Annotated in this window: 17 protein-coding genes and 1 other RNA gene; 5 read left to right on the forward strand and 13 right to left on the reverse strand. The window is 41.3% G+C overall.

Features of this window, described 5'->3' with window-relative positions:
• Nucleotides 1–44: 44 nt before the first annotated feature.
• Nucleotides 45–1,946: an OmpA family protein gene (locus tag AC1DV1_RS10165; protein ID WP_477358363.1), complete on the reverse strand. Its 1,902-nt coding sequence runs from the start codon at nucleotides 1,944–1,946 to the stop codon at nucleotides 45–47.
• A gap of 39 nt (nucleotides 1,947–1,985) precedes the next feature.
• Nucleotides 1,986–2,609 carry a 7-carboxy-7-deazaguanine synthase QueE gene (locus tag AC1DV1_RS10170; protein WP_477358366.1) on the reverse strand — a complete coding sequence of 208 codons (624 nt, stop codon included), beginning with the start codon at nucleotides 2,607–2,609 and terminating at the stop codon, nucleotides 1,986–1,988.
• A gap of 215 nt (nucleotides 2,610–2,824) precedes the next feature.
• On the opposite strand from AC1DV1_RS10170, the gene AC1DV1_RS10175 reads away from it, so the two are divergent.
• Genes AC1DV1_RS10175 through AC1DV1_RS10185 form a run of 3 tightly spaced genes read left to right on the forward strand, consistent with a single transcriptional unit; the run spans nucleotide 2,825 to nucleotide 4,651 of the window.
• Nucleotides 2,825–3,589, forward strand: coding sequence for a hypothetical protein (locus tag AC1DV1_RS10175; RefSeq protein ID WP_477358368.1), 765 nt, complete (start codon nucleotides 2,825–2,827; stop codon nucleotides 3,587–3,589).
• Between the two features lie 22 nt (nucleotides 3,590–3,611).
• Nucleotides 3,612–4,310 (forward strand): hypothetical protein, encoded by a 699-nt coding sequence (locus AC1DV1_RS10180; protein ID WP_477358370.1) that lies wholly within the window; start codon nucleotides 3,612–3,614, stop codon nucleotides 4,308–4,310.
• 2 nt (nucleotides 4,311–4,312) lie between these two features.
• The gene (locus AC1DV1_RS10185) at nucleotides 4,313–4,651 is read left to right on the forward strand and encodes a Rieske (2Fe-2S) protein (protein ID WP_477358372.1); all 339 of its coding nucleotides are present in this window, start codon (nucleotides 4,313–4,315) and stop codon (nucleotides 4,649–4,651) included.
• Nucleotides 4,652–4,807: 156 nt separating this feature from the next.
• Here the strand turns inward: AC1DV1_RS10185 and AC1DV1_RS10190 are convergent, their stop codons facing one another.
• A complete protein-coding gene (locus tag AC1DV1_RS10190) occupies nucleotides 4,808–5,689 on the reverse strand; it encodes a bifunctional 5,10-methylenetetrahydrofolate dehydrogenase/5,10-methenyltetrahydrofolate cyclohydrolase (RefSeq protein ID WP_477358374.1) in 882 nt (293 codons plus the stop codon).
• A gap of 102 nt (nucleotides 5,690–5,791) precedes the next feature.
• Entirely contained in the window at nucleotides 5,792–7,579 is a 1,788-nt protein-coding gene (gene lepA, locus AC1DV1_RS10195; RefSeq protein ID WP_477358376.1) for a translation elongation factor 4, read from the reverse strand.
• An 88-nt stretch (nucleotides 7,580–7,667) separates the two neighbouring features.
• Between lepA and AC1DV1_RS10200 the strand changes: the two genes are divergently transcribed.
• Entirely contained in the window at nucleotides 7,668–8,534 is an 867-nt protein-coding gene (locus tag AC1DV1_RS10200; protein WP_477358378.1) for a fructosamine kinase family protein, read from the forward strand.
• A gap of 2 nt (nucleotides 8,535–8,536) precedes the next feature.
• Here the strand turns inward: AC1DV1_RS10200 and AC1DV1_RS10205 are convergent, their stop codons facing one another.
• The 8 genes from AC1DV1_RS10205 to AC1DV1_RS10240 form a co-directional block, all read right to left on the reverse strand.
• Complete coding sequence (locus AC1DV1_RS10205) at nucleotides 8,537–10,138, reverse strand: hypothetical protein (protein ID WP_477358380.1); 1,602 nt, start codon at nucleotides 10,136–10,138, stop codon at nucleotides 8,537–8,539.
• Between the two features lie 319 nt (nucleotides 10,139–10,457).
• Nucleotides 10,458–10,919 (reverse strand): hypothetical protein, encoded by a 462-nt coding sequence (locus tag AC1DV1_RS10210; RefSeq protein WP_477358382.1) that lies wholly within the window; start codon nucleotides 10,917–10,919, stop codon nucleotides 10,458–10,460.
• A gap of 96 nt (nucleotides 10,920–11,015) precedes the next feature.
• Nucleotides 11,016–12,395 carry a sigma-54-dependent transcriptional regulator gene (locus AC1DV1_RS10215; protein ID WP_477358384.1) on the reverse strand — a complete coding sequence of 460 codons (1,380 nt, stop codon included), beginning with the start codon at nucleotides 12,393–12,395 and terminating at the stop codon, nucleotides 11,016–11,018.
• 123 nt (nucleotides 12,396–12,518) lie between these two features.
• Nucleotides 12,519–12,906: RNase P RNA component class A (gene rnpB, locus AC1DV1_RS10220), an RNA gene on the reverse strand.
• A 147-nt stretch (nucleotides 12,907–13,053) separates the two neighbouring features.
• Complete coding sequence (locus AC1DV1_RS10225) at nucleotides 13,054–13,470, reverse strand: c-type cytochrome (protein WP_477358387.1); 417 nt, start codon at nucleotides 13,468–13,470, stop codon at nucleotides 13,054–13,056.
• Nucleotides 13,467–14,111 (reverse strand): SCO family protein, encoded by a 645-nt coding sequence (locus AC1DV1_RS10230; RefSeq protein ID WP_477358389.1) that lies wholly within the window; start codon nucleotides 14,109–14,111, stop codon nucleotides 13,467–13,469. The genes AC1DV1_RS10225 and AC1DV1_RS10230 overlap by 4 nt, the downstream gene beginning before the upstream one ends.
• A complete protein-coding gene (locus tag AC1DV1_RS10235; protein ID WP_477358391.1) occupies nucleotides 14,112–14,513 on the reverse strand; it encodes a hypothetical protein in 402 nt (133 codons plus the stop codon). It lies immediately after the preceding gene.
• 45 nt (nucleotides 14,514–14,558) lie between these two features.
• On the reverse strand, nucleotides 14,559–15,026 hold the full coding sequence (locus tag AC1DV1_RS10240; protein WP_477358393.1) for a DinB family protein: 468 nt from the start codon (nucleotides 15,024–15,026) through the stop codon (nucleotides 14,559–14,561).
• A gap of 446 nt (nucleotides 15,027–15,472) precedes the next feature.
• Here AC1DV1_RS10240 and AC1DV1_RS10245 point away from each other — a divergent pair, with 446 nt between their 5' ends.
• Complete coding sequence (locus AC1DV1_RS10245; RefSeq protein WP_477358395.1) at nucleotides 15,473–16,876, forward strand: GH1 family beta-glucosidase; 1,404 nt, start codon at nucleotides 15,473–15,475, stop codon at nucleotides 16,874–16,876.
• Here the strand turns inward: AC1DV1_RS10245 and AC1DV1_RS10250 are convergent.
• Nucleotides 16,848–18,812: a tetratricopeptide repeat-containing sensor histidine kinase gene (locus AC1DV1_RS10250; protein WP_477358398.1), complete on the reverse strand. Its 1,965-nt coding sequence runs from the start codon at nucleotides 18,810–18,812 to the stop codon at nucleotides 16,848–16,850. The genes AC1DV1_RS10245 and AC1DV1_RS10250 overlap by 29 nt on opposite strands.
• Nucleotides 18,813–18,955 lie beyond the last annotated feature (143 nt).

An 18,955-nucleotide genomic window follows, 5' to 3' on the forward strand; every position in this document is an offset into this window, starting at 1 on the left:
CTAAGGTACCAAAATCAACATAGGATTTAACAACAACAACCGTTTTATTTCGCAATAATCATGAACTCTGTACGCCTGTTTTTGGCTCTGTTTTCGTCGGTGGTATTTGGCGCAATAGGCTGGGTTTCGCCGTAGCCTTTATAAACAAGGCGGGCAGCCGGTATGCCGTTGGTAACAAGATATTGGTAAACCGATTTCGCCCGGTTTTCTGATAGTGTTTGATTAAACTGAACAGCGCCAACGTTATCTGTATGGCCCGATATTTCGATATGAACAGTTGGGTTTACATTTAAGAATTCAACAAGCTTTAGTAGCTCTGCTTTTGATTCGGCCTGCAGGTCGAACTTATTTGTATCAAAGAAAATATTTTTCAGAATTACCTTATTGCCAACTTCGATGGGGGATAATAGGGCTTTAATATGAAAAGGTTTTTGCTCTTTGTAACCAACCAGCGAGAAATTATCTGAATAAAACAAATAGCCGCTTTTTGAAATATTAAGTCCATAGTTTTTACCCGATGTTATGGTAGCCAAAAAGTCGCCCTCGTTGGCATTGCTGTAATCCTGGTAAACCGGCGTATTGTTTTGCAAATCGATGATCTCAACGGCGGCTTCCAGCGGCTCATGGGTTTTTATATCATTTACGTTGCCTTTTACATAAGTTACAATATGAGGCCTTAAGCTTGCGGGGAGTTCAAAAGTATAAATGTCATACCCTCCAAAACCATTAAGGTTATCTGAAGCAAAAAAGGCGTAGTTACCGTAAGCAGTAAGTGTAAGGCCGTTTTCATCGCCATTGGTATTAATAGGATAGCCCAGGTTTTGAGGCTTTTGCCATTTGCCGTCTTTGCCGAGCCTGCTTACAAACAAATCTTTGTTGCCTAAGCCCGGCCAGCCATTTGAGCAAAAATAAAAGGTACTGTCGTCGGCATGAATAAACGGCGATTGCTCATCATAGGAGGTATTGATATTTGGCCCCATATTCTCGGGCTCGCCCCAGCCTTTATCTGTTAGCGACGATTTCCATATGTCGTAGCCTCCGTAGCCACCTTTTTTATTGCTAACAAAATATAACGTACGTCCATCGGCACTAATGGATGGCTGTGATTCCCAGCCCGGGGTATTTATCGGTGGGCTCAGGTCAAAAGGTTTGCCCCAGTCATCGCCCCTTTTTTGTGCAATATAAATATCACAGCGGCCACGGCCATCCGGGCGGTTACAGCCGGTAAAAAAAAGGTATTTACCATCCTGCGATATGGATTGCGCGCCTTCATTGTATTGGTCGGTGTTAATGCGGTTGCTCAGGTAGGTGGCCGTATCCCATTTACCTTTTACTTTCAGGCTTTTATAAAAATCTTCGTTTTTATTTATCTTACGGGTAAAAATGAGCATACTTTCATCGGCCGTTGCCACCGGCAGGTACTCATCATCGGCTGTATTGATATTGGCGCCCATGTTAATCGGCTTAAATGGCACCGGGTGCTGTAAAGCCAGGATGCTAAATTTTGTATCGGCTATAAGTTTTTGGGCCAACGCATTATTCTGAGGCGTTAAATCGGGATAGGTGAGATATTTTTCGAGGTGTTGTTGTGCCTGAAGGTATTTAGCTTCAAAAATTTCCGTTTCGCCAATTCGCAGGTAAATGGAGCGATTAAATTCAGGATTTAACTGGATAACTTTAAGGTATTCATCAATTGCCTGTTTATAAAGGTGCCGCATTTTTAATACGTCGGCAAGCTGGGCATGGGCCTCAACAAACTTCGAATCTTCGGCGATTGCCTTTTGCAGGTTTTCGATAGCATCATCGTAGTAATGCTCATCAAGGTTTTGACCGGCCTGGGCAAAATATTTTATTGCCTCACTGTTTTTGGTAGAATATTGCCTTTGCTGAGACCATGCAGTAACAGAAAAGAATAAAAACAGGGCAAAGACGATTACAACTCTCATCTGCTACAATACGATAATTTATATTGTAAGTTACAAATATTACGGAATATTCAGGTATTTATGCGTTTGCAACGAAATTTCCCATTGGGGATTGTTCATCACATAATCAACAATAAGCGGGGTCATTTCTTTTGATTTTGACCACTCGGGTTGCAAATACAGTTTGCAATCGGGCGATACCATTTTGGCGTGATACTCGGCCCATTCAAAATCCGATTTATTAAATACTATTACCTTCAACTCATGAGCATGTTCGGCAACCTGCGGTGTTGGTGCTTTGAACTTTTTTGGCGATAGGCAAATCCAATCCCAATCGCCTGATAGCGGGTATGCGCCCGATGTTTCAATAAAAGTTTTTATACCCCGGTCATGCAGTTGGTTGGTTAAATAATCAAGGTTATAAATGAGTGGCTCGCCGCCGGTTACCACAACTGCCTTTGAAGGATGTACGGATGCGTTGGCAACAATCTGATCGGCAGCGGTAAGGGGATGTAGTTCGGCATCCCAGCTTTCTTTTACATCGCACCAATGGCAGCCAACATCGCAGCCGCCAAGGCGGATAAAATAAGCGGCCTTGCCGGTGTTGTATCCTTCGCCCTGTATTGTATAAAACTCCTCCATTAAAGGAAGCAGCGTGCCATCATCTGGAATTTGGTGTGCCATAATATTTTGCAAAAGTACCTAAATAAGCCGAAATCGTGAAGCTGAATGGTAAACGCAGGGTAAAACGTTTATGCGTTTTGCACACCCGGCATACGGTTGTTAGTACTTATTGTCAAATAAACAATATTTAAGTGCCTGTATAACTGTAAATAATAAGTTTTGAATCGTAATTTAGCGTCATGAAATCATAATTAATTTGTAAAACAATTGTCGCCATGAAAAAACTGTACGTTCCAATTATCTTTTTGGCTTTGTTATGTTTTAGTTCATGCGTTGATATTGAAGAGCATTATGACTTTAAAAGCGACGGCAGCTGTAACGTTGCGTATGGCTTCGACATGAGCAAGGCTGTTTCGGTGTTGGTAAACCTGGTATCCGATTCATTGAAACAAACCCCTCAGTTCAGTTTAGTTAAGGATACCACACTCAATTTTTACAATGCTATGCCCGATAGCACGCAGCAAAAAATGAATGCTGCCGAAATTGAACTGRCAAAAAGCAGCGACCTTACTGTAAATATGAACCTGAAGAAAAGCATTATGAAGGTTGCAATCAACCATAAAGCCAAAGATGCTGCCGACCTTAAATATTACCTTCAAAACGTATCTAAAATAGCCCTGAATAGTCAAATCAGCGCCTTGTCAACCGGGCAGAACAATAGTAAAACCCTTGATGCTAAACAAATGGTTGCCGGGCAGGACTATTACTCCTATGAGATAACGCCGCACCGGTTTTACCGCATAGTTGATAAGATAAAGTTTAACGCGTTTTTAAAGAAAACAAAATCAACTTTTATGATGGCTAAAGCCATGCTGATAGATATGCCCTACAAGGTGGTGTTAAATTTTGCCAAACCGATAAAAAAACTCAATAACCCTAGAGCCGTACTCTCGGCCGACAGGCGAAGCATTACGCTGGTAACTAATATGGACGAGGTAATTAAAAACCCTTCGGTCATGAATTTGAAGATCGATTTTTAAGATCAAATACTCATGTCCACTGATGAAATCTGAACTCGACTTACTTATTGAAATACTGGAAGCGGAGAAACTGTCACTCGAATCACATATAAAGCAAGATATTAAGGAACATGAATATTTGAATGTACATCACTATGGCCAGGCATTAATTAAAGTTAATAGCCAGTTATTTATGCTCAATTGTTTTAAAGACCCTTTTTATGAAAGAGAGAACCGTCTTGAAAGAATGCAGAATTTTTACACCAGAGACGAAGATATTTATTTAAAGTCCTTTTGGGAAGAAAGGCTTCTTGCGGAAAAAGAAGAAATTCTGCAATTAAGGCGCAAGTCAAATACTTATTTTAACGATACTCAAAATATTGATGACGCCCTTTTTAATTTACGAGATGGCAAGTTTGCTAAATTGAGGTTGAATTTTTCTCACAGGGGAGAACCGTTTTATCTTGATTTTGAGATGGGGCCGGAAAAAATATTAAATATCTCTACGAAAGCAAGTAATCTTGTAGACGGGGATGATCCGGACGATCTTGAATCAAATCAACTTCATTTATTCAGGAATTTAGGGTTTAAGTTAAGTGAGGAGAACGATCTGTTGGTTTATCGATATGATATGTACGACGCGAAAGATACGATAGCCATTAAAACAATGTTATCCAGAATTGTATATGATATTGGTTATTATGGTGATGAACGGCAAGCTAAACTGGAATATTTTGAATAACTATGAACTGGTATAAAATTGCCGAAATAAAAAATACTCCTGAACCATTCATCAAAAAAGTTAAAGCCGGAAATAGAAGCATTTGCCTGGTGGGCTTTGAGGGCAAGATTTACGCAACTGCAATTGACTGCCCGCATGCCGGGTTTGACCTAAGCCAGGGTTTGTGCGTTAAAGGGAAGATAGTTTGCCCTTATCATCGTTACACCTATAACCTAACTACCGGCAAGGGCGGGGAGGGCCAGAATGACTTTTTGGAAACCTATACTGTAGATATAAGGGGCGACGATATCTACGTCGGCATTAATTCTTTTTGGGATAAGGTGAAGCAGGCGTTTAAGTGATAGGTTAATTAAGTTAGATTGGGTTGAATAAGTTGATTGGATTGAGTTGAATAAGTTGGATACGATATTTAGACTAAGTGAGATATTATTACGGCTAACTTAATCTAACCTAATCAACTCAATCCAACTCAATCTAACTTACTCAACCCAATCAACCTAACTATACACTTCTTTATTGGCCGAAGCTAAAGTGTTTTTCAGTAGCCCGATAATGGTCATTAAGCCAACACCACCTGGTACAGGAGTGATCCACGAGGCTTTAGGAGCTACATTTTCAAAATCAACGTCGCCATAAAGTTTAAAGCCCGATTTGGTTAGGGCTGATGTTTCACGGTTCATGCCTACATCAATAACTACAACGCCATCTTTTACCATATCGGCAGTAATGAAATTCTTTTTGCCGATGGCTACAATCAAAATGTCGGCATCTAACGTAAATTTTTTAATATCCGGGGTACGGCTATGGCAAATGGTTACTGTGCAATTGCCGGGAGTAGTATTCCGCGCCATTAAGATACTCATAGGCGAGCCAACTATGTTACTACGGCCCACAACCACACAATGCTTACCGGCGGTTTCAATACCATATTCTTTCAGCATTAATGTGATGCCATACGGTGTAGCCGGGATAAATGATGGCAGGTTGCGCTGCATCCGACCCAGATTCACCGGGTGAAATCCATCCACATCTTTCCTGTGGTCGATACGTTCTGTTACTTTCTCCGGATCAATGTGTTTGGGCAAGGGGAGTTGCACAATAATGCCATCTATGTCTGCATCGGCATTTAATTCTTCTACTTTTTTTAACAGCTCATCTTCGGTAACCGTATCCTCAAAGCGCACCAGGGTTGATTTAAAACCAACCTTTTCGCAATTTTTAATTTTACTGGCTACATAAGTTTCGCTGCCACCATCGTGGCCAACCAAAACAGCAACTAAATGTGGCTGCCTGCCAGTTTCGGCCAAAATTTTTGCTGCCGCTTCGGCTATTTCAACCTTAAGTTTTTCTGATACGTATTTTCCGTCGAGAAGTCTCATGTATAGCCCCCTAACCCCCTAAAGGGGGAACGATAGTGTATAATTTATGTTATTAGCCAACCTTGCTTATCAAAAAGCTCCCCCTTCAGGGGGCTGGGGGGCTTAATCGAGTTTCAAAACCGCCATAAATGCCGATTGTGGTATCTCTACGTTACCTACCTGGCGCATGCGTTTTTTACCTTTTTTCTGTTTTTCCAATAATTTACGTTTACGGGAAATATCACCGCCGTAACATTTGGCGGTAACATCTTTACGCAAAGCTTTAACCGTTTCTCGGGCGATGATCTTGGCACCAATTGAGGCTTGTACAATAATCTCAAACTGCTGGCGCGGAATAAGTTCTTTAAGTTTCTCGCAAATCTTTTTACCAAAGTCGTACGAGTTGCCCCTGAATATCAATGACGACAAAGCATCAACCGGCTCGGCATTTAAACGGATATCCAAACGCACTAAATCAGATCGGCGGTAACCTATCTGGTGGTAGTCAAACGAGGCATAGCCTTTTGATATGGTTTTCAGTTTATCGTAAAAGTCAAATACAATTTCGCCCATTGGCAGTTCGAATATCAACTCAACGCGGTCTGAAGTTAAATACGATTGATTGACGATCGAGCCACGTTTTTGGATACAAAGCGACATTACCGGCCCAACGTAGTCGGATTTGGTGATAATGGTAGCTTTAATGTATGGCTCCTCAACATAATCAATTCTGCTTGGATCGGGCAGGTCTGATGGGTTGTTTACAATAATAGGATCACCTTTGGTGGTGTAGGCGATATAGGATACGTTGGGAACAGTAGTGATCACCGTCATATCAAATTCGCGCTCCAACCGCTCCTGGATAATCTCCATGTGCAGCATGCCGAGGAAACCGCAACGGAAACCGAAACCTAAAGCTGCCGATGATTCCGGTTCAAAAACCAATGATGCATCGTTTAACTGCAGTTTGGCCATTGATTCGCGCAATTCTTCGTACTCGTCGGTATCAACAGGATAAATACCGGCAAAAACCATTGGTTTTACTTCTTCAAAACCCTGGATACCGCTTTCGCACGGGCGGTCAACCCGGGTTATGGTATCGCCAACTTTAACTTCTCGTGCTTCTTTAATACCAGATATGATATAACCTACGTCGCCCGTTTTGATAACATCGCGGGGCGATTGCTTCAGCTTTAATGTACCAACCTCGTCGGCAATATATTGCTTTTCGGTAGCAAAGAATTTTACTTTATCGTTTTTGCGGATCTCGCCGTTTACTACTTTGAAGTAAGCAACAATACCACGGAAAGAGTTATAAACCGAATCGAAGATCAAAGCCTGCAAAGGAGCTTCAGGATCGCCGACAGGGGCGGGGACGCGTTCGACAATGGCACGTAAAATATCGTGTACGCCCATACCGGTTTTACCCGATGCTGCCAAAATCTCTTCGCGTTTGCAACCTATTAACTCAACAATCTGGTCTTTAACCTCCTCGGGCATAGCGCCCGGAAGATCCATTTTATTGAGTACCGGGATAATCTCCAGGTCGTTTTCCAACGCAAGGTACAAGTTGGATATGGTTTGAGCCTGAATGCCTTGTGCCGCATCAACAATAAGTAAAGCGCCCTCGCAGGCAGCTATAGAACGTGATACTTCGTATGAAAAATCTACGTGGCCGGGGGTATCTATCAGGTTAAGGATATATTTTTGCCCGTTAAGCTCATAATCCATCTGGATGGCATGGCTTTTTATAGTAATACCCCGCTCGCGTTCCAAATCCATATCGTCAAGCAATTGTGCCTGCGATTCGCGTTGGGTTATAGTGTTAGTGTATTCTAATAACCTATCGGCAAGTGTGCTTTTGCCGTGGTCGATGTGCGCGATGATACAAAAATTACGAATATGCTCCATTGAACCGCAAAAATAACTTTTTAAACCGATAATTGCATACGGCTAATAAATTAACTGTTTATCCTGATAAATTAATTATCCTGAAATAATGTCTGTTGCGAAGAAACTTATTAACGATATTGAAACGAAGCTGGGCGTAGTCATTACAAATGTTAGCCCGGTTAGCGGTGGTAGTATCAACCAGGTCTACCAACTGCAGACGGTCAAAGAAAGTTATTTGTTAAAAGTAAATGATCGTTTTAATTTCCCCGGCATGTTTAATCTTGAAGCACAAGGCCTGGAAACTATCCGCAGTACCCAAACTATAGCTGTGCCGAAAGTCCTGTTACAAGGCGAGACGGATACGGAAAGCTATTTATTAATGGAATGGATAGTACCCGGGCATACTACGCAAAAGGCATCGGAGGCGCTGGGCGAGCAACTTGCCCAAATGCACAGGCATACATCTCATAGTTTTGGGTTCAACACCGATAATTACATGGGCTCGCTTCAGCAAAGCAATCGGCAGCACGAGCGTTGGAGTGATTTTTTTATAGAGGAGCGTTTAAAACCTATGATAAGGATAGCTCAAACAAAACAATTGCTTACAAACGCTGATTTGCGTTTATTTGAATTACTCTATCAAAAGCTCCCCGGTTTGTTTACCGAAGAACCACCAGCATTGGTACATGGTGACCTTTGGGGCGGTAATTATTTGATAGATGCTCATGGAAAGCCTTACCTGATTGATCCGGCTGTTAGTTTTAGTAACCGGGAGTTTGATATAGCTATGACCACCTTATTCGGTGGTTTTGATAGAAGGTTTTACGAAGCATATAATCATCACTTCCCGCTACAGAAAGGATGGCAACAACGGATTAAATTGTGGAACTTATATCCGTTATTACTGCACGTAAATCTTTTTGGCGGCGGTTATATCAATCAGGTTCGTGATAACCTTGCTGCTCTTTTATGAAATTATTGACTTACACCTTCAATAAATGTGGGTGTTTCAGTTACGTTGACAGAAAGTTTGCCGGCTGTTGTATTCACTTGCGACGATACCATTTCTTCGGCTCCGGGCTTCGGTGTATAAATATTGGCTTTGGGTGTACCCAGGTTAAGCGTATAATTTGCTTTTCGCTGTTGTTGATCGGGTACTGTCAAAATATACATTTTCCGTGATCCTGAGATATATTTATCAACTATCGGATCGGCATTTATTGTTGACCGGTAGGTAAAATCGCCCATTAGCTTATTAACCTGTAATATATAATCGGCGGCAGGTCGGCGTTTACCATCGGTGGCCAGGCCTGATGTAGCATATTGGACACTTGAATTGGGCGCATCATCTAATAACTGATAATAGAAAACACGTTTGATGCCGTGCCTTATATACAACAGCGAAGTTCTTAATAACAAGTCGGCCTGGGTTATCAAAGCCGGCTTATCGCCAATGGCGATTGCTTTTTGATAGCTCCCCTGGTTAATATCGTAACCAGATTCGGTAACCCAAACCTCGGGTGGCTTTTTCAGCGAATTTGCCAGTTTGACAAAAGCATCAGCAATTGTACCTGCTTTTGATAATTCGGGAGCTACGCCGGTTGTAGCTTTACTATGTGTTATAATATCACCATTGTTGTTATAATAGTGGTAGTTGATAACATCGAAACATAAGTTAACGCTGCCATCGGTTCGATATCCCCGGTTGGCTTTGCACCAATCTATTATTCTTTGTACAAAGCTAACGTCGCAAGTGGCAAGCCCGCCTATCACAACCTGCATGCCGGGGTCGGCGGTTTTTACACCAACATTATTGCCTAATCGGCCTTTGTCGCCATCATAAAATGCCGATAAATTGGCTGCATATTCTTCTGGTGTTTGTTTTGTCGCCGGGCCTTTCCACCATTTATCCCATTCGTTGCCGCACTCAATGTATTTTACCAGGCTCATCCCTATTTTTACTGCGTTAGGCTGGTCGTTAGCCCAGCGTGGTTTTGAGTTTACCGTCACAAGTGCAGGATCAACCGCCGTGTTATATCCGTAGCGTGCAGCAAATTGAAACGCTGCTTTGGCCTGATCTATATAGCTTGCCGGGGCAGTTTTGACCTGGCCGTAGGGTACGGGTACATTATCTAAATCCTGCATCCCGGTAGGATAGGTGTTAACTAACCAGCGGGCACAATTTTTCATATCGGCCAAAACCAAAATATTTTCCTGCTTGCAGCGGGTATATATCAGGTCATAGTTCCAGCCGCCGTTGTTGGTTGGGTTAAAAGTATAGTCGCCTTTTGTATTTTCGAGTTTATTCCAATTCATGTAGTGCCTTACAGCGCTAAAAGATTTGATAACCGACATGTTTGCCTCGTAAATTGTCTTTGCGTTAGGATTGGCCGGATCCTGCAAAAAATTCCACTCATAAGAGTTTATGCCGAACATGTTTTTCAACGGAGTGGGGCTTTTTATAACAGTGTCTGTTAGATCAAAACTTCTTTTAGACGAGACGGTACCGAACCTGCAATTATTGAAAAGCAAAGCGCTGATGGCTATAACCAAACGGAATTTAAATTGATAAATCATTTTTATCTTTTTTACTGGTCGCACGATCATGAATAATGCCGCCTGAAGCGGTAAAAAAAGTATTAACAGCGCGAAAATATTTAATCATACATTGAAATCTGCCTGGGTATATACGCGACAGGTAAGCCATTATCGGATATGTGATTTTAAAGGTAGCTGTAAAGTTTAACGATTAAGTAATAGTATATGTTTCGAGCATGTTACCGGCTGGCAGATTTATTTTAATGAATTGCTTATCGGACGTAGATTTATAACACAGTAGGATATAAAAAAAGCCCAAAAATCTTTTGAGCTTTTTATCAGGCAATCCCATGTCTTCCTATTTTAATTTCACATAGGTTTCAATAATGATGCGATCTATCTTCAGGCTGTCTATTTTTTCAACGCCGCTTTGTACAAGCGTGTCTCCCTTAAATTGAACAGTAAATTTAAAATCCCTGTTTTCCCATTCGCGGGCATCGCAATACGCCAGGTGTTCAGCATAATCATTCCCAGCAAGCGTATAAGTACCGCTGCCCGAACTATAAACGGGTTTTGCTGTTTTGCCATGCATCTTATCATGAGTAAAAAAGGCAAAATTTGTTCCGTTAAAAATTTTAACCATTTCTTCATCCGCCGAAGGCGTGGTTGTTACGGTATCGCCCTTGGTAATGCTTTTGCTATTTATCAAATGCCAGGTACCAATTAAAGGCTGATCTGGTTTTGAATCAGCTTTGGTCTCCTTTTGCTTACATGATGATAGCACGGCTGCGCAGATTAATACGGTATAATAAAGCTTCATAATAATGGTTGGTTTGCACAATATTACTATTTTATGCCGAACAAAAAAAGCGGCCCACATTTATGCAAGCCGCTTAAAAAATTATTATTAAATTCTCTATTCGCCTCGCTTTAAACCAAATTTCTCAATCTTGCTGTACAAGTGACTGCGCTGAATATCAATATCATCAGCAGTTTTTGATACATTCCAATTGTTTTTTTCAAGCTTGAATTTAATGTATTCCCGTTCGGCAAAGTCTTTGTATTCCTGGAAGTTATTAAATTGATCAAAATCCGTTTGAGGGGCAGTATTGTTATCTGCCACAGCAGCAGCCGGTGCCGATGGATTGGCAAATGCCCGTACGTCGTTGTCGGTAATGGTTTTATCACTTAAAATTATCAAACGCTCAACCATGTTCCGCAACTCGCGGATGTTACCTGTCCAAGGCAATGCTTTAAGAGCATCAAGGGCCGCGTCAGATATCTTTTTAACCGGCATGCCGTATTCATTACATATCTCGTCAAGAAAACTTTGTGTAAGCAATGCAATATCGTCCTTCCTGTCAACCAATGGTGGTACGTGGATTAATATAACGCTGAGGCGATGGTAAAGGTCCATACGAAAGTTACCGGCCTCAATTTCTTTAAGCAAGTCTTTATTAGTCGCCGCTACAACACGTACATCAACATCAATTTCTTTTTCTCCACCCACGCGGGTTATTTTACTTTCCTGTAGGGCGCGCAATACTTTAGCCTGGGCAGATTGGCTCATGTCGCCTATCTCATCAAGGAAAAGCGTGCCACCGTTCGCCGATTCAAATTTACCTATCCGTTGTTTAATTGCCGATGTAAATGAGCCTTTTTCGTGCCCAAACAATTCGCTTTCAATTAATTCAGAGGGGATGGCGGCGCAGTTAACTTCAATAATGGGCGCATTTGAGCGGTGCGATTTTTCATGCAGCCAGCGGGCCACCAATTCTTTCCCGCTGCCGTTTGCACCGGTAACCAGTACACGGGCATCGGTAGGTGCAACACGGTCAATAGTTTCTTTTATTTTAAGAATGGCCTGTGAATTACCTAAAATAGGACGAACCTTAGATACTTTCCGTTTTAAAACTTTAGCTTCAACAACCAAACTTCCGCGATCAAGCGCGTTACGTACCGTAATAAGCAGGCGGTTTAAATCAGGTGGTTTTGATATAAAGTCAAACGCTCCTTTTTTACTAGCTTCAACGGCTGTTTCAACGGTGCCGTGCCCGCTTATCATGATAAAAGGCAAATCGGGTTTCAATGCCAAACCTTCGGTAAGCACTTCCATGCCATCCATCCGGTTCATTTTTATATCGCAAAGTACCAGGTCAAAATCTTTTTTTTCAATCAGTTGCAGGCCATCAACGCCGTTATCTACGTCCTCAACTTCATAATCTTCATATTCCAGAATTTCACGTAAGGTGCTGCGTATTGCCCGTTCGTCATCAATAATTAAAATTTTTGCCATGTTTTATATATGTAATAGGTAGTAATTGTTCTTTTGCTAATATATAGATTTGTATAGAAAAACAAACACTTTTTGCTTCTAACAAAAATAACCCCTTCCTGTTTGCAGGAAAGGGTTATATAATTCAGCAGCAAATCTGTAAGCCGGGTTCTGTATTGCCCGTAAAGGCAACTTCTATCATTAATCTGGCCCTGCCATTGCTGACAGGTTTAAACAACCTACCCATCTTAACGTCACCAACAAGTTGGTGAGCGGGAGCGAGCAGCCCCACTTTCAAGACCTATTTGGTTTTTCAACTCCTGAGGTTTACCGTCATCTCCGGTCGCCCGGAAAAGCCGTGAGCTCTTACCTCACGTTTTCACCCTTACCCCGGTTTTCACCGTGGCGGTATTTTCTCTGTGGCACTTTGCTGTCGCCGGCTGCCGGCGCCTTCCCGTTAGGAAGCAGGATGCTCTGTGTTGCCCGGACTTTCCTCCGCTAATAAATTAGCAGCGATAGAACGTTTTGCAGGGGTAAAGGTAAGGATTTTTCCGGTCTTGGCAGTAATTTGGATCGGGTTGCGGGGAACGCGGTTCGGGTATTTTCTGAAAAAGATTGGTGTAGTAGGTTAACTTATTCTATTGAAACCCGCAACTGGCAACCGGAACCCCGAACCTAATCACCTGCATTTTGCCATGTCGTCCTGAACCTGCTGTAAGTTTATGGTGCCTAATTTATTGCCAAATGAGTTGGTAACATAGGTAAGAACCTTGGCAATTTCGATAGGAGCCAGGCTATCAGCTGGCATTTCGCCCTCAAAAATTTTGTTATTGATGCTGATTTTTTCTTTCAGCCCATTTTTAAGAAAACAAGCTAAAACGTTTTTATTTTTTTTTAGATAAGCAGAATCCGTAAGCGGTGGTATCAGCGCCTGCAGTCCCTCGCCTTTGTTGCCGTGGCAATTGGCGCAATGTGCCAGGTAAATAGCGCTTCCACCCGAATAATAGCGGTTAAATTCAATCTGCCCGTCGTTCTGGCATGAAAAAATCACCACTGCCAACAATAATAAAATACTACCTGTTACTTTGAATTTCATTTGGTAACGGCTTGTTCTGGTTCGGCCTTCAATATTTTTATGTCGGCAATTAATTTATCAACCTCTTTGGGGTCGGTGCCTTCGTAGGTGCCACGAATGCGCTTTTGTTTATCAATCAGTATAAAAAAACCATCGTGAATGTACTGGCCGGCGGGATTTTTTTCCTGTACGGTTTGCAGGTAGCTTTTGGCAATGGTGTACGTGCTGCCTTTATCGCCATGCAAAAGCCACCAGTTGTTACCGCTTAGCCCCATTTTATCGGCATAGCGTTTAAGTACGGGAACAGTATCATATTTAGGGTCGATGGTGTGCGATATGATCCGGAAATTATCGTCGGCCTTAAACTCTTTATACACATTAAGCATGTTGCGGTGCATTACCGGGCAAATAGAAGGGCATGTTGTAAAAAAGAAATCGGCTACATAAATTTTTCCCTCCAGGCTTTTCTGTGTAATGGTATCACCATACTGGTTCACAAATTTAAAATCGGGAATAGTGGCGTATGCTGTATCTACAACCGATTTGCCATCTACTGTGTTAGTAACAGGTTCGCGGTTGCCTAAAACAGGAAGTTTGCTTTGTTTATTGCTGCAGGCATTTAATACCGATAATAGGATAACGCCCAAAATTAACTTGCGCATTTATTTTTTATTTGGGGTGAGATATTTGTCAGATTCGGTTATCGCGTTGCTGATTTGAACATCAATAGCCGCGATTTTCTTTTTTTGATCACTTAGGTAATCAATAATTTCCTGGTGCGATTTGCCTTTGTTTTCCACATCAAACTTATGCATCCAATCGCTCATGGCACCGTCGGCATCATCAACCAGCTTAAGGCATACCTTTGCCGAATCGTTAATGTCGGGTACATTTTTAACCAGGCTATCCAGCAACATTTTGTTTTTCATCAAGTGCTCGTCATTAGCCATTACCTTGTCATGCACGGCAATCACGCTATCTAACAGCAATTTTTCCTGTTTTTTATTATCGGCACATCCCAGTAAAATGGTAAGGCTTAATACAATCCCGATATATTTTTTCATGGTTGCGTTTTGTATTGGCAAATATTATAAATAAACCCATTAATGTTAGCTATTTAGTTGCCTTAAATAATAAACATAGTCAGTAATTGGTAAGGTTTCGGCACCGCTAAGTTTCAATTGCTGGCCGGCCTGCGCCCGGGTGTGCGTACCATGATTAATTACGTGAATAAGAATATCTGTTACCGAGGTTTGATTGCTGCCCAATACATTTTGGTAAATGATAACCCTGCTCAAATCTTCTTCGGTAATTCGGTCCAGGACGCCAAGCCACTCTTCATGATATTCGTTTACCAGGTGGGTACAATGCTCAATAGTATAATCCTTTGGCCATAACTCGGTGTTGGAGTAAGGCTCCACATCATTTACCCTATCCAGCCAACGGCGTTCGGCGGCAAGCAAATGGGACATCAGCTTTATAGGCCCCCTTGGATTGCCAGCTTCTGCAATGGCTTTTAATAAAGCATGGTTAGCGAAGTGGCTATATTTGAACATTTTTATAAAATAGTTTTTCATGCAAACGAATTTATAAACACGAATGTCTCGAATTGAATCGAATTTCACGAATTGAATGGACACGAATGTTGCTAATTATAAAAATAGGGTTTATAATTTAAATGATGTTTCATATGCGATAACCGCCCTAATCAGTGAAATTCGCCTTAATTCGAGACATTCGTGTTTATAAATTCGATTTAATTAGTTAAATTCGTGTGCATGCAATTCGTGTTTAACAATTTGATAATATAGTTGTTACAATAACAATATATCTGCACACTACCTTTAGTTAATAAAAAAAACAAGGTCATGAAATTTATCAATGTGTTTTCAAGGCTCATCAGCGGTATAAAGGAATGGATGATGTTAAAAAGTATGAAATCATCCTTCATTCATTAATATTGAAACTTTATATCTCACTTTCGTAAATATTATTGCAATTTTGGACCCTCGTAGTCCATTTAATGAATTTCACTCCACAGCATACAGCTCTGAACAGAGAACTTTTTGGCCCCGATTTTAATTGGGGCGTATCTACAGCTGCGTTCCAGATTGAGGGCGCCCATGATGCCGATGGCAAGGGCCAATCTGTTTGGGATAATTTTACAGAAAAAAAAGGCAAGATATTAAATGACGATCACGCACGTGATGCCTGCGATTTTTATAACAGGTACGAAGAAGACATTGACCTGATAAAAAAGTTAAATATTCCAAATTTTCGTTTCTCCATATCCTGGACACGTTTGTTGCCCGATGGTACCGGCAGGGTTAACCAGGCAGGTGTTGATTATTATAACCGCGTTATTAATTATTGCCTTGAGCAGGGGATAGAGCCCTGGGTAACTATATACCACTGGGATTTGCCATTGGCGCTTGAGCAAAAAGGAGGGTGGGCCAATCGGGATGTAATTGCCTGGTTTTGCGAATTTACTACCCTATGCGCGCAAAGTTTTGGCGACCGTGTAAAATACTGGATGGTAATGAACGAGCCCGTTGTTTTCACCGGGGCTGGTTATTTTTTTGGTATTCATGCGCCAGGCCGTAGTGGCATCAGGAGTTTTACGTCGGTAGTACACCACGTTGTTTTAAGCATTGTTGCCGGGGCAAGAATATTGCGCAGCTTATTACCCCATGCGCAAATTGGTAATACATTTTCATGTTCGCTGGTAGAGCCATTGACGGATAAACCGCGCGATGTGGCCGCAGCAGTTAGGGTTGATGCCTTAATAAACCGCCTTTTTATCGAACCCTTATTAGGGCTCGGTTACCCGATTAAGGATTTGCCTGCTTTAAAGGGAATTCAAAAATATATGTTGCCGGGCGACGAGAATCATATGCAATTTGATTTTGATTTTATTGGCGTACAAAACTACACCCGCGAAATTGTTAAATATTCCTTTTTTACCCCTTATGTAGGTGCCCGCATTGTTAAAGCCGAAAATCGTAAGGTCGGCCTGACAGCAATGCGATGGGAAATTCATCCACCCGCTATTTATCATATGATAAAAAAGTTTGCGACCTACCCGCAAATAAAAAATATCATTATTACTGAAAATGGCTCAGCTTTTCCTGATGAGGTTACCGACGGCGAAGTGAACGACCCCAAGCGGCTACAATACTTACAGGATTATTTAGGCCAGGTTTTAAAGGCAAAAAATGAAGGCTGTAACGTTAATGGTTATTTTGTTTGGACACTTACCGATAATTTTGAGTGGGCCGAAGGATACCATCCACGCTTTGGGCTTATACATGTAGATCATACCACACAAAAACGGATTATAAAAACATCCGGTAAATGGTTTGCAGAATTTTTAAAAAAGCCAATCAAACAAAAAGAGCTTACTTTGGAAGCGAGAAGTGGAATGTAGTACCATTTTCGGTATCACTTTCAAACCAAATACGCCCATTGTGCTTTTCGATGATTTGCTGACAAATGGATAGCCCCAGCCCGAATGATTTTTCGCCCTCGGTTCCCGGACGTTTAGCATCGGTAAACATATTAAAAACCTGGCTTTTAAGCTTATCCGGGATTCCGATGCCATTGTCTTTTACCGAGATCTGTACTTCATTTTTAAATTCTTCTGCTTTAACCAATACAGTGGCACCGGCCGGACTGAATTTAATGGCATTACTGATCAAATTACTTATAACACGCCATATTTTTTCGCGGTTTATAATTAGCTCAACCGGGTTAGCTAATAACAGGAGGCTGATGACCTGATTTTTTTCGGCGGCTTTAAAGCGAAGCAGTTCCACGCTGTTGGTGAGCAATGAGTTAATCTCAACGGGTTCTGTGTTTAACTCCGCGTTTACGGTATTGGTAGCTTCCAATATCTCGTTTATCAGTTCTAATGAGTTAAATGAAGTTTCTTTTATCAAATTGAGCATTTCGCGCTGTTCGTCGGTGTAATCATCTTCTTCCATAGCAGTGGTTAATGAAGCAATACCGCCAATAGGGTTGCGAAGATCATGTGCTACCGTACGCAAAATTCTATCTTTTTCTTGACCGTTTAATTTAAGTTCGTTCAGGGCCGATTCAAGATGAGTGTTTTGGTCGTTTATTTGATGGTTTAACCCGCCCAGGGTTTCAATGTTCTTTTTTGATTTTTGCCAGTTCAGAAATATAAGTGATATGATCATCACCAGCATTACAACAAAAACCACTGTTACATTAAGGTAAATGTTTTGCTGGTGGTTGTTTTTCTTAAGCCGGTCAAATTCATTATCCTTTTCCAGGCGTTTTATCTGTTCGGCAATGTCGGCCTCCTTTAGTAATTTGCTTTTTTGGTTAATGGAGTCTTTTAAAGCATCGTATTTTATAAAATATTTGAGGGCTTCGTCCTGTTTGTTCTTTTTTACAAAATACTCAGCCATCAGGTTATTCCAATCCGCCCTGGCATCTTGCTGACTTAAGTATTCAAACTGCTTTTTTATGACGTTTAAAATATCAATCAACGAGTCTGTTTGATTTAAAGTATTATAAACAGCAGCCAGCTTTAACTCGGTATATTGGGCATCCTGGTTATCATTGCCTTTTCGCAAATTAATTCCGATGCTCTTTTTTAACAATATTTTGGCTTGGCTATAATTTTTTAGGCTGATATAAACATTGGCCTGGTTGCCGTATACAACACCACGGGCTACGTCAAGCATTTCCTGCCGGTTGCGGTATAATACCTGGTGACTATCAATGTATTTTAGCGTTTTGTCATAAAAAAAAAGAGCACTATCGGTCATATTTATCGAGCTGTAACTTAAGCCCGCATTGTCTGTTAGTTCCTGTACACGGTAAAAGCTGCCAAAATTATCTGAGCAGGCGGCACCTTCCCTGGCGCTGTTTTTAAAGTATGCAGCGGCTACCCGGTAATGCTCCTGGCGAAACATAATCATTCCCATCCGGTAACTATAATCGCTTAATACGCATTCATCCAAGCCATTACTGCCAATTACTTTGCCACGATAGAAGTTTGCATAGGCCTCGTTATATCTATTCTGATCAAATAAAATATCACCTTTATAAAAATACGATTGCCCATATTCCGTAGTGTATTTTTGTCTTTTATCGGGTGTATCAAACAGGTTAAGCATGCTATCCACATATAACATAGCTTTGTTTTTATCAGGCTTGTTATAATAAAAATAATCATAGTGAAACCTATAATAGCTGTAAGTTTGAAGTAGATCGAGATTTTTTGAATGCTGATATGCTGAGTCGATATAATGCAATGCAAGTTTTTTTTGACCATTATCGCTCATGCGGTTTGCCGAGTCGAGCACCTTATTAAATGCTTTTGATGACAACAAGGTATTTGTTGATCTGTTGCAGGAGAAAAAAGCAATGGCGACGTAGATGAGAAAAAGATTCAACAGCAATATACTGTAAAACCGGTTTTGGATTAYGCTTTTTGACTCAAACATTAAATTCAGTTACTCCAGGGACTGGGTTA

The sequence above is a fragment of the Mucilaginibacter sp. P4_D1 genome (assembly GCF_056401935.1).

Excerpts from the sequence above, each read along its gene's own strand:
- AC1DV1_RS10190 (WP_477358374.1), bottom strand. The coding sequence starts at position 5,689 with ATGAGACTTCTCGACGGAAAATACGTATCAGAAAAACTTAAGGTTGAA.
- lepA (WP_477358376.1), bottom strand. The coding sequence starts at position 7,579 with ATGGAGCATATTCGTAATTTTTGTATCATCGCGCACATCGACCACGGC.
- AC1DV1_RS10180 (WP_477358370.1), top strand. The coding sequence starts at position 3,612 with ATGAAATCTGAACTCGACTTACTTATTGAAATACTGGAAGCGGAGAAA.
- AC1DV1_RS10170 (WP_477358366.1), bottom strand. The coding sequence starts at position 2,609 with ATGGCACACCAAATTCCAGATGATGGCACGCTGCTTCCTTTAATGGAG.
- AC1DV1_RS10215 (WP_477358384.1), bottom strand. The coding sequence starts at position 12,395 with ATGGCAAAAATTTTAATTATTGATGACGAACGGGCAATACGCAGCACC.
- AC1DV1_RS10230 (WP_477358389.1), bottom strand. The coding sequence starts at position 14,111 with ATGCGCAAGTTAATTTTGGGCGTTATCCTATTATCGGTATTAAATGCC.
- AC1DV1_RS10200 (WP_477358378.1), top strand. The coding sequence starts at position 7,668 with ATGTCTGTTGCGAAGAAACTTATTAACGATATTGAAACGAAGCTGGGC.
- AC1DV1_RS10205 (WP_477358380.1), bottom strand. The coding sequence starts at position 10,138 with ATGATTTATCAATTTAAATTCCGTTTGGTTATAGCCATCAGCGCTTTG.
- AC1DV1_RS10245 (WP_477358395.1), top strand. The coding sequence starts at position 15,473 with ATGAATTTCACTCCACAGCATACAGCTCTGAACAGAGAACTTTTTGGC.
- AC1DV1_RS10185 (WP_477358372.1), top strand. The coding sequence starts at position 4,313 with ATGAACTGGTATAAAATTGCCGAAATAAAAAATACTCCTGAACCATTC.
- AC1DV1_RS10225 (WP_477358387.1), bottom strand. The coding sequence starts at position 13,470 with ATGAAATTCAAAGTAACAGGTAGTATTTTATTATTGTTGGCAGTGGTG.
- AC1DV1_RS10165 (WP_477358363.1), bottom strand. The coding sequence starts at position 1,946 with ATGAGAGTTGTAATCGTCTTTGCCCTGTTTTTATTCTTTTCTGTTACT.
- AC1DV1_RS10240 (WP_477358393.1), bottom strand. The coding sequence starts at position 15,026 with ATGAAAAACTATTTTATAAAAATGTTCAAATATAGCCACTTCGCTAAC.
- AC1DV1_RS10235 (WP_477358391.1), bottom strand. The coding sequence starts at position 14,513 with ATGAAAAAATATATCGGGATTGTATTAAGCCTTACCATTTTACTGGGA.
- AC1DV1_RS10210 (WP_477358382.1), bottom strand. The coding sequence starts at position 10,919 with ATGAAGCTTTATTATACCGTATTAATCTGCGCAGCCGTGCTATCATCA.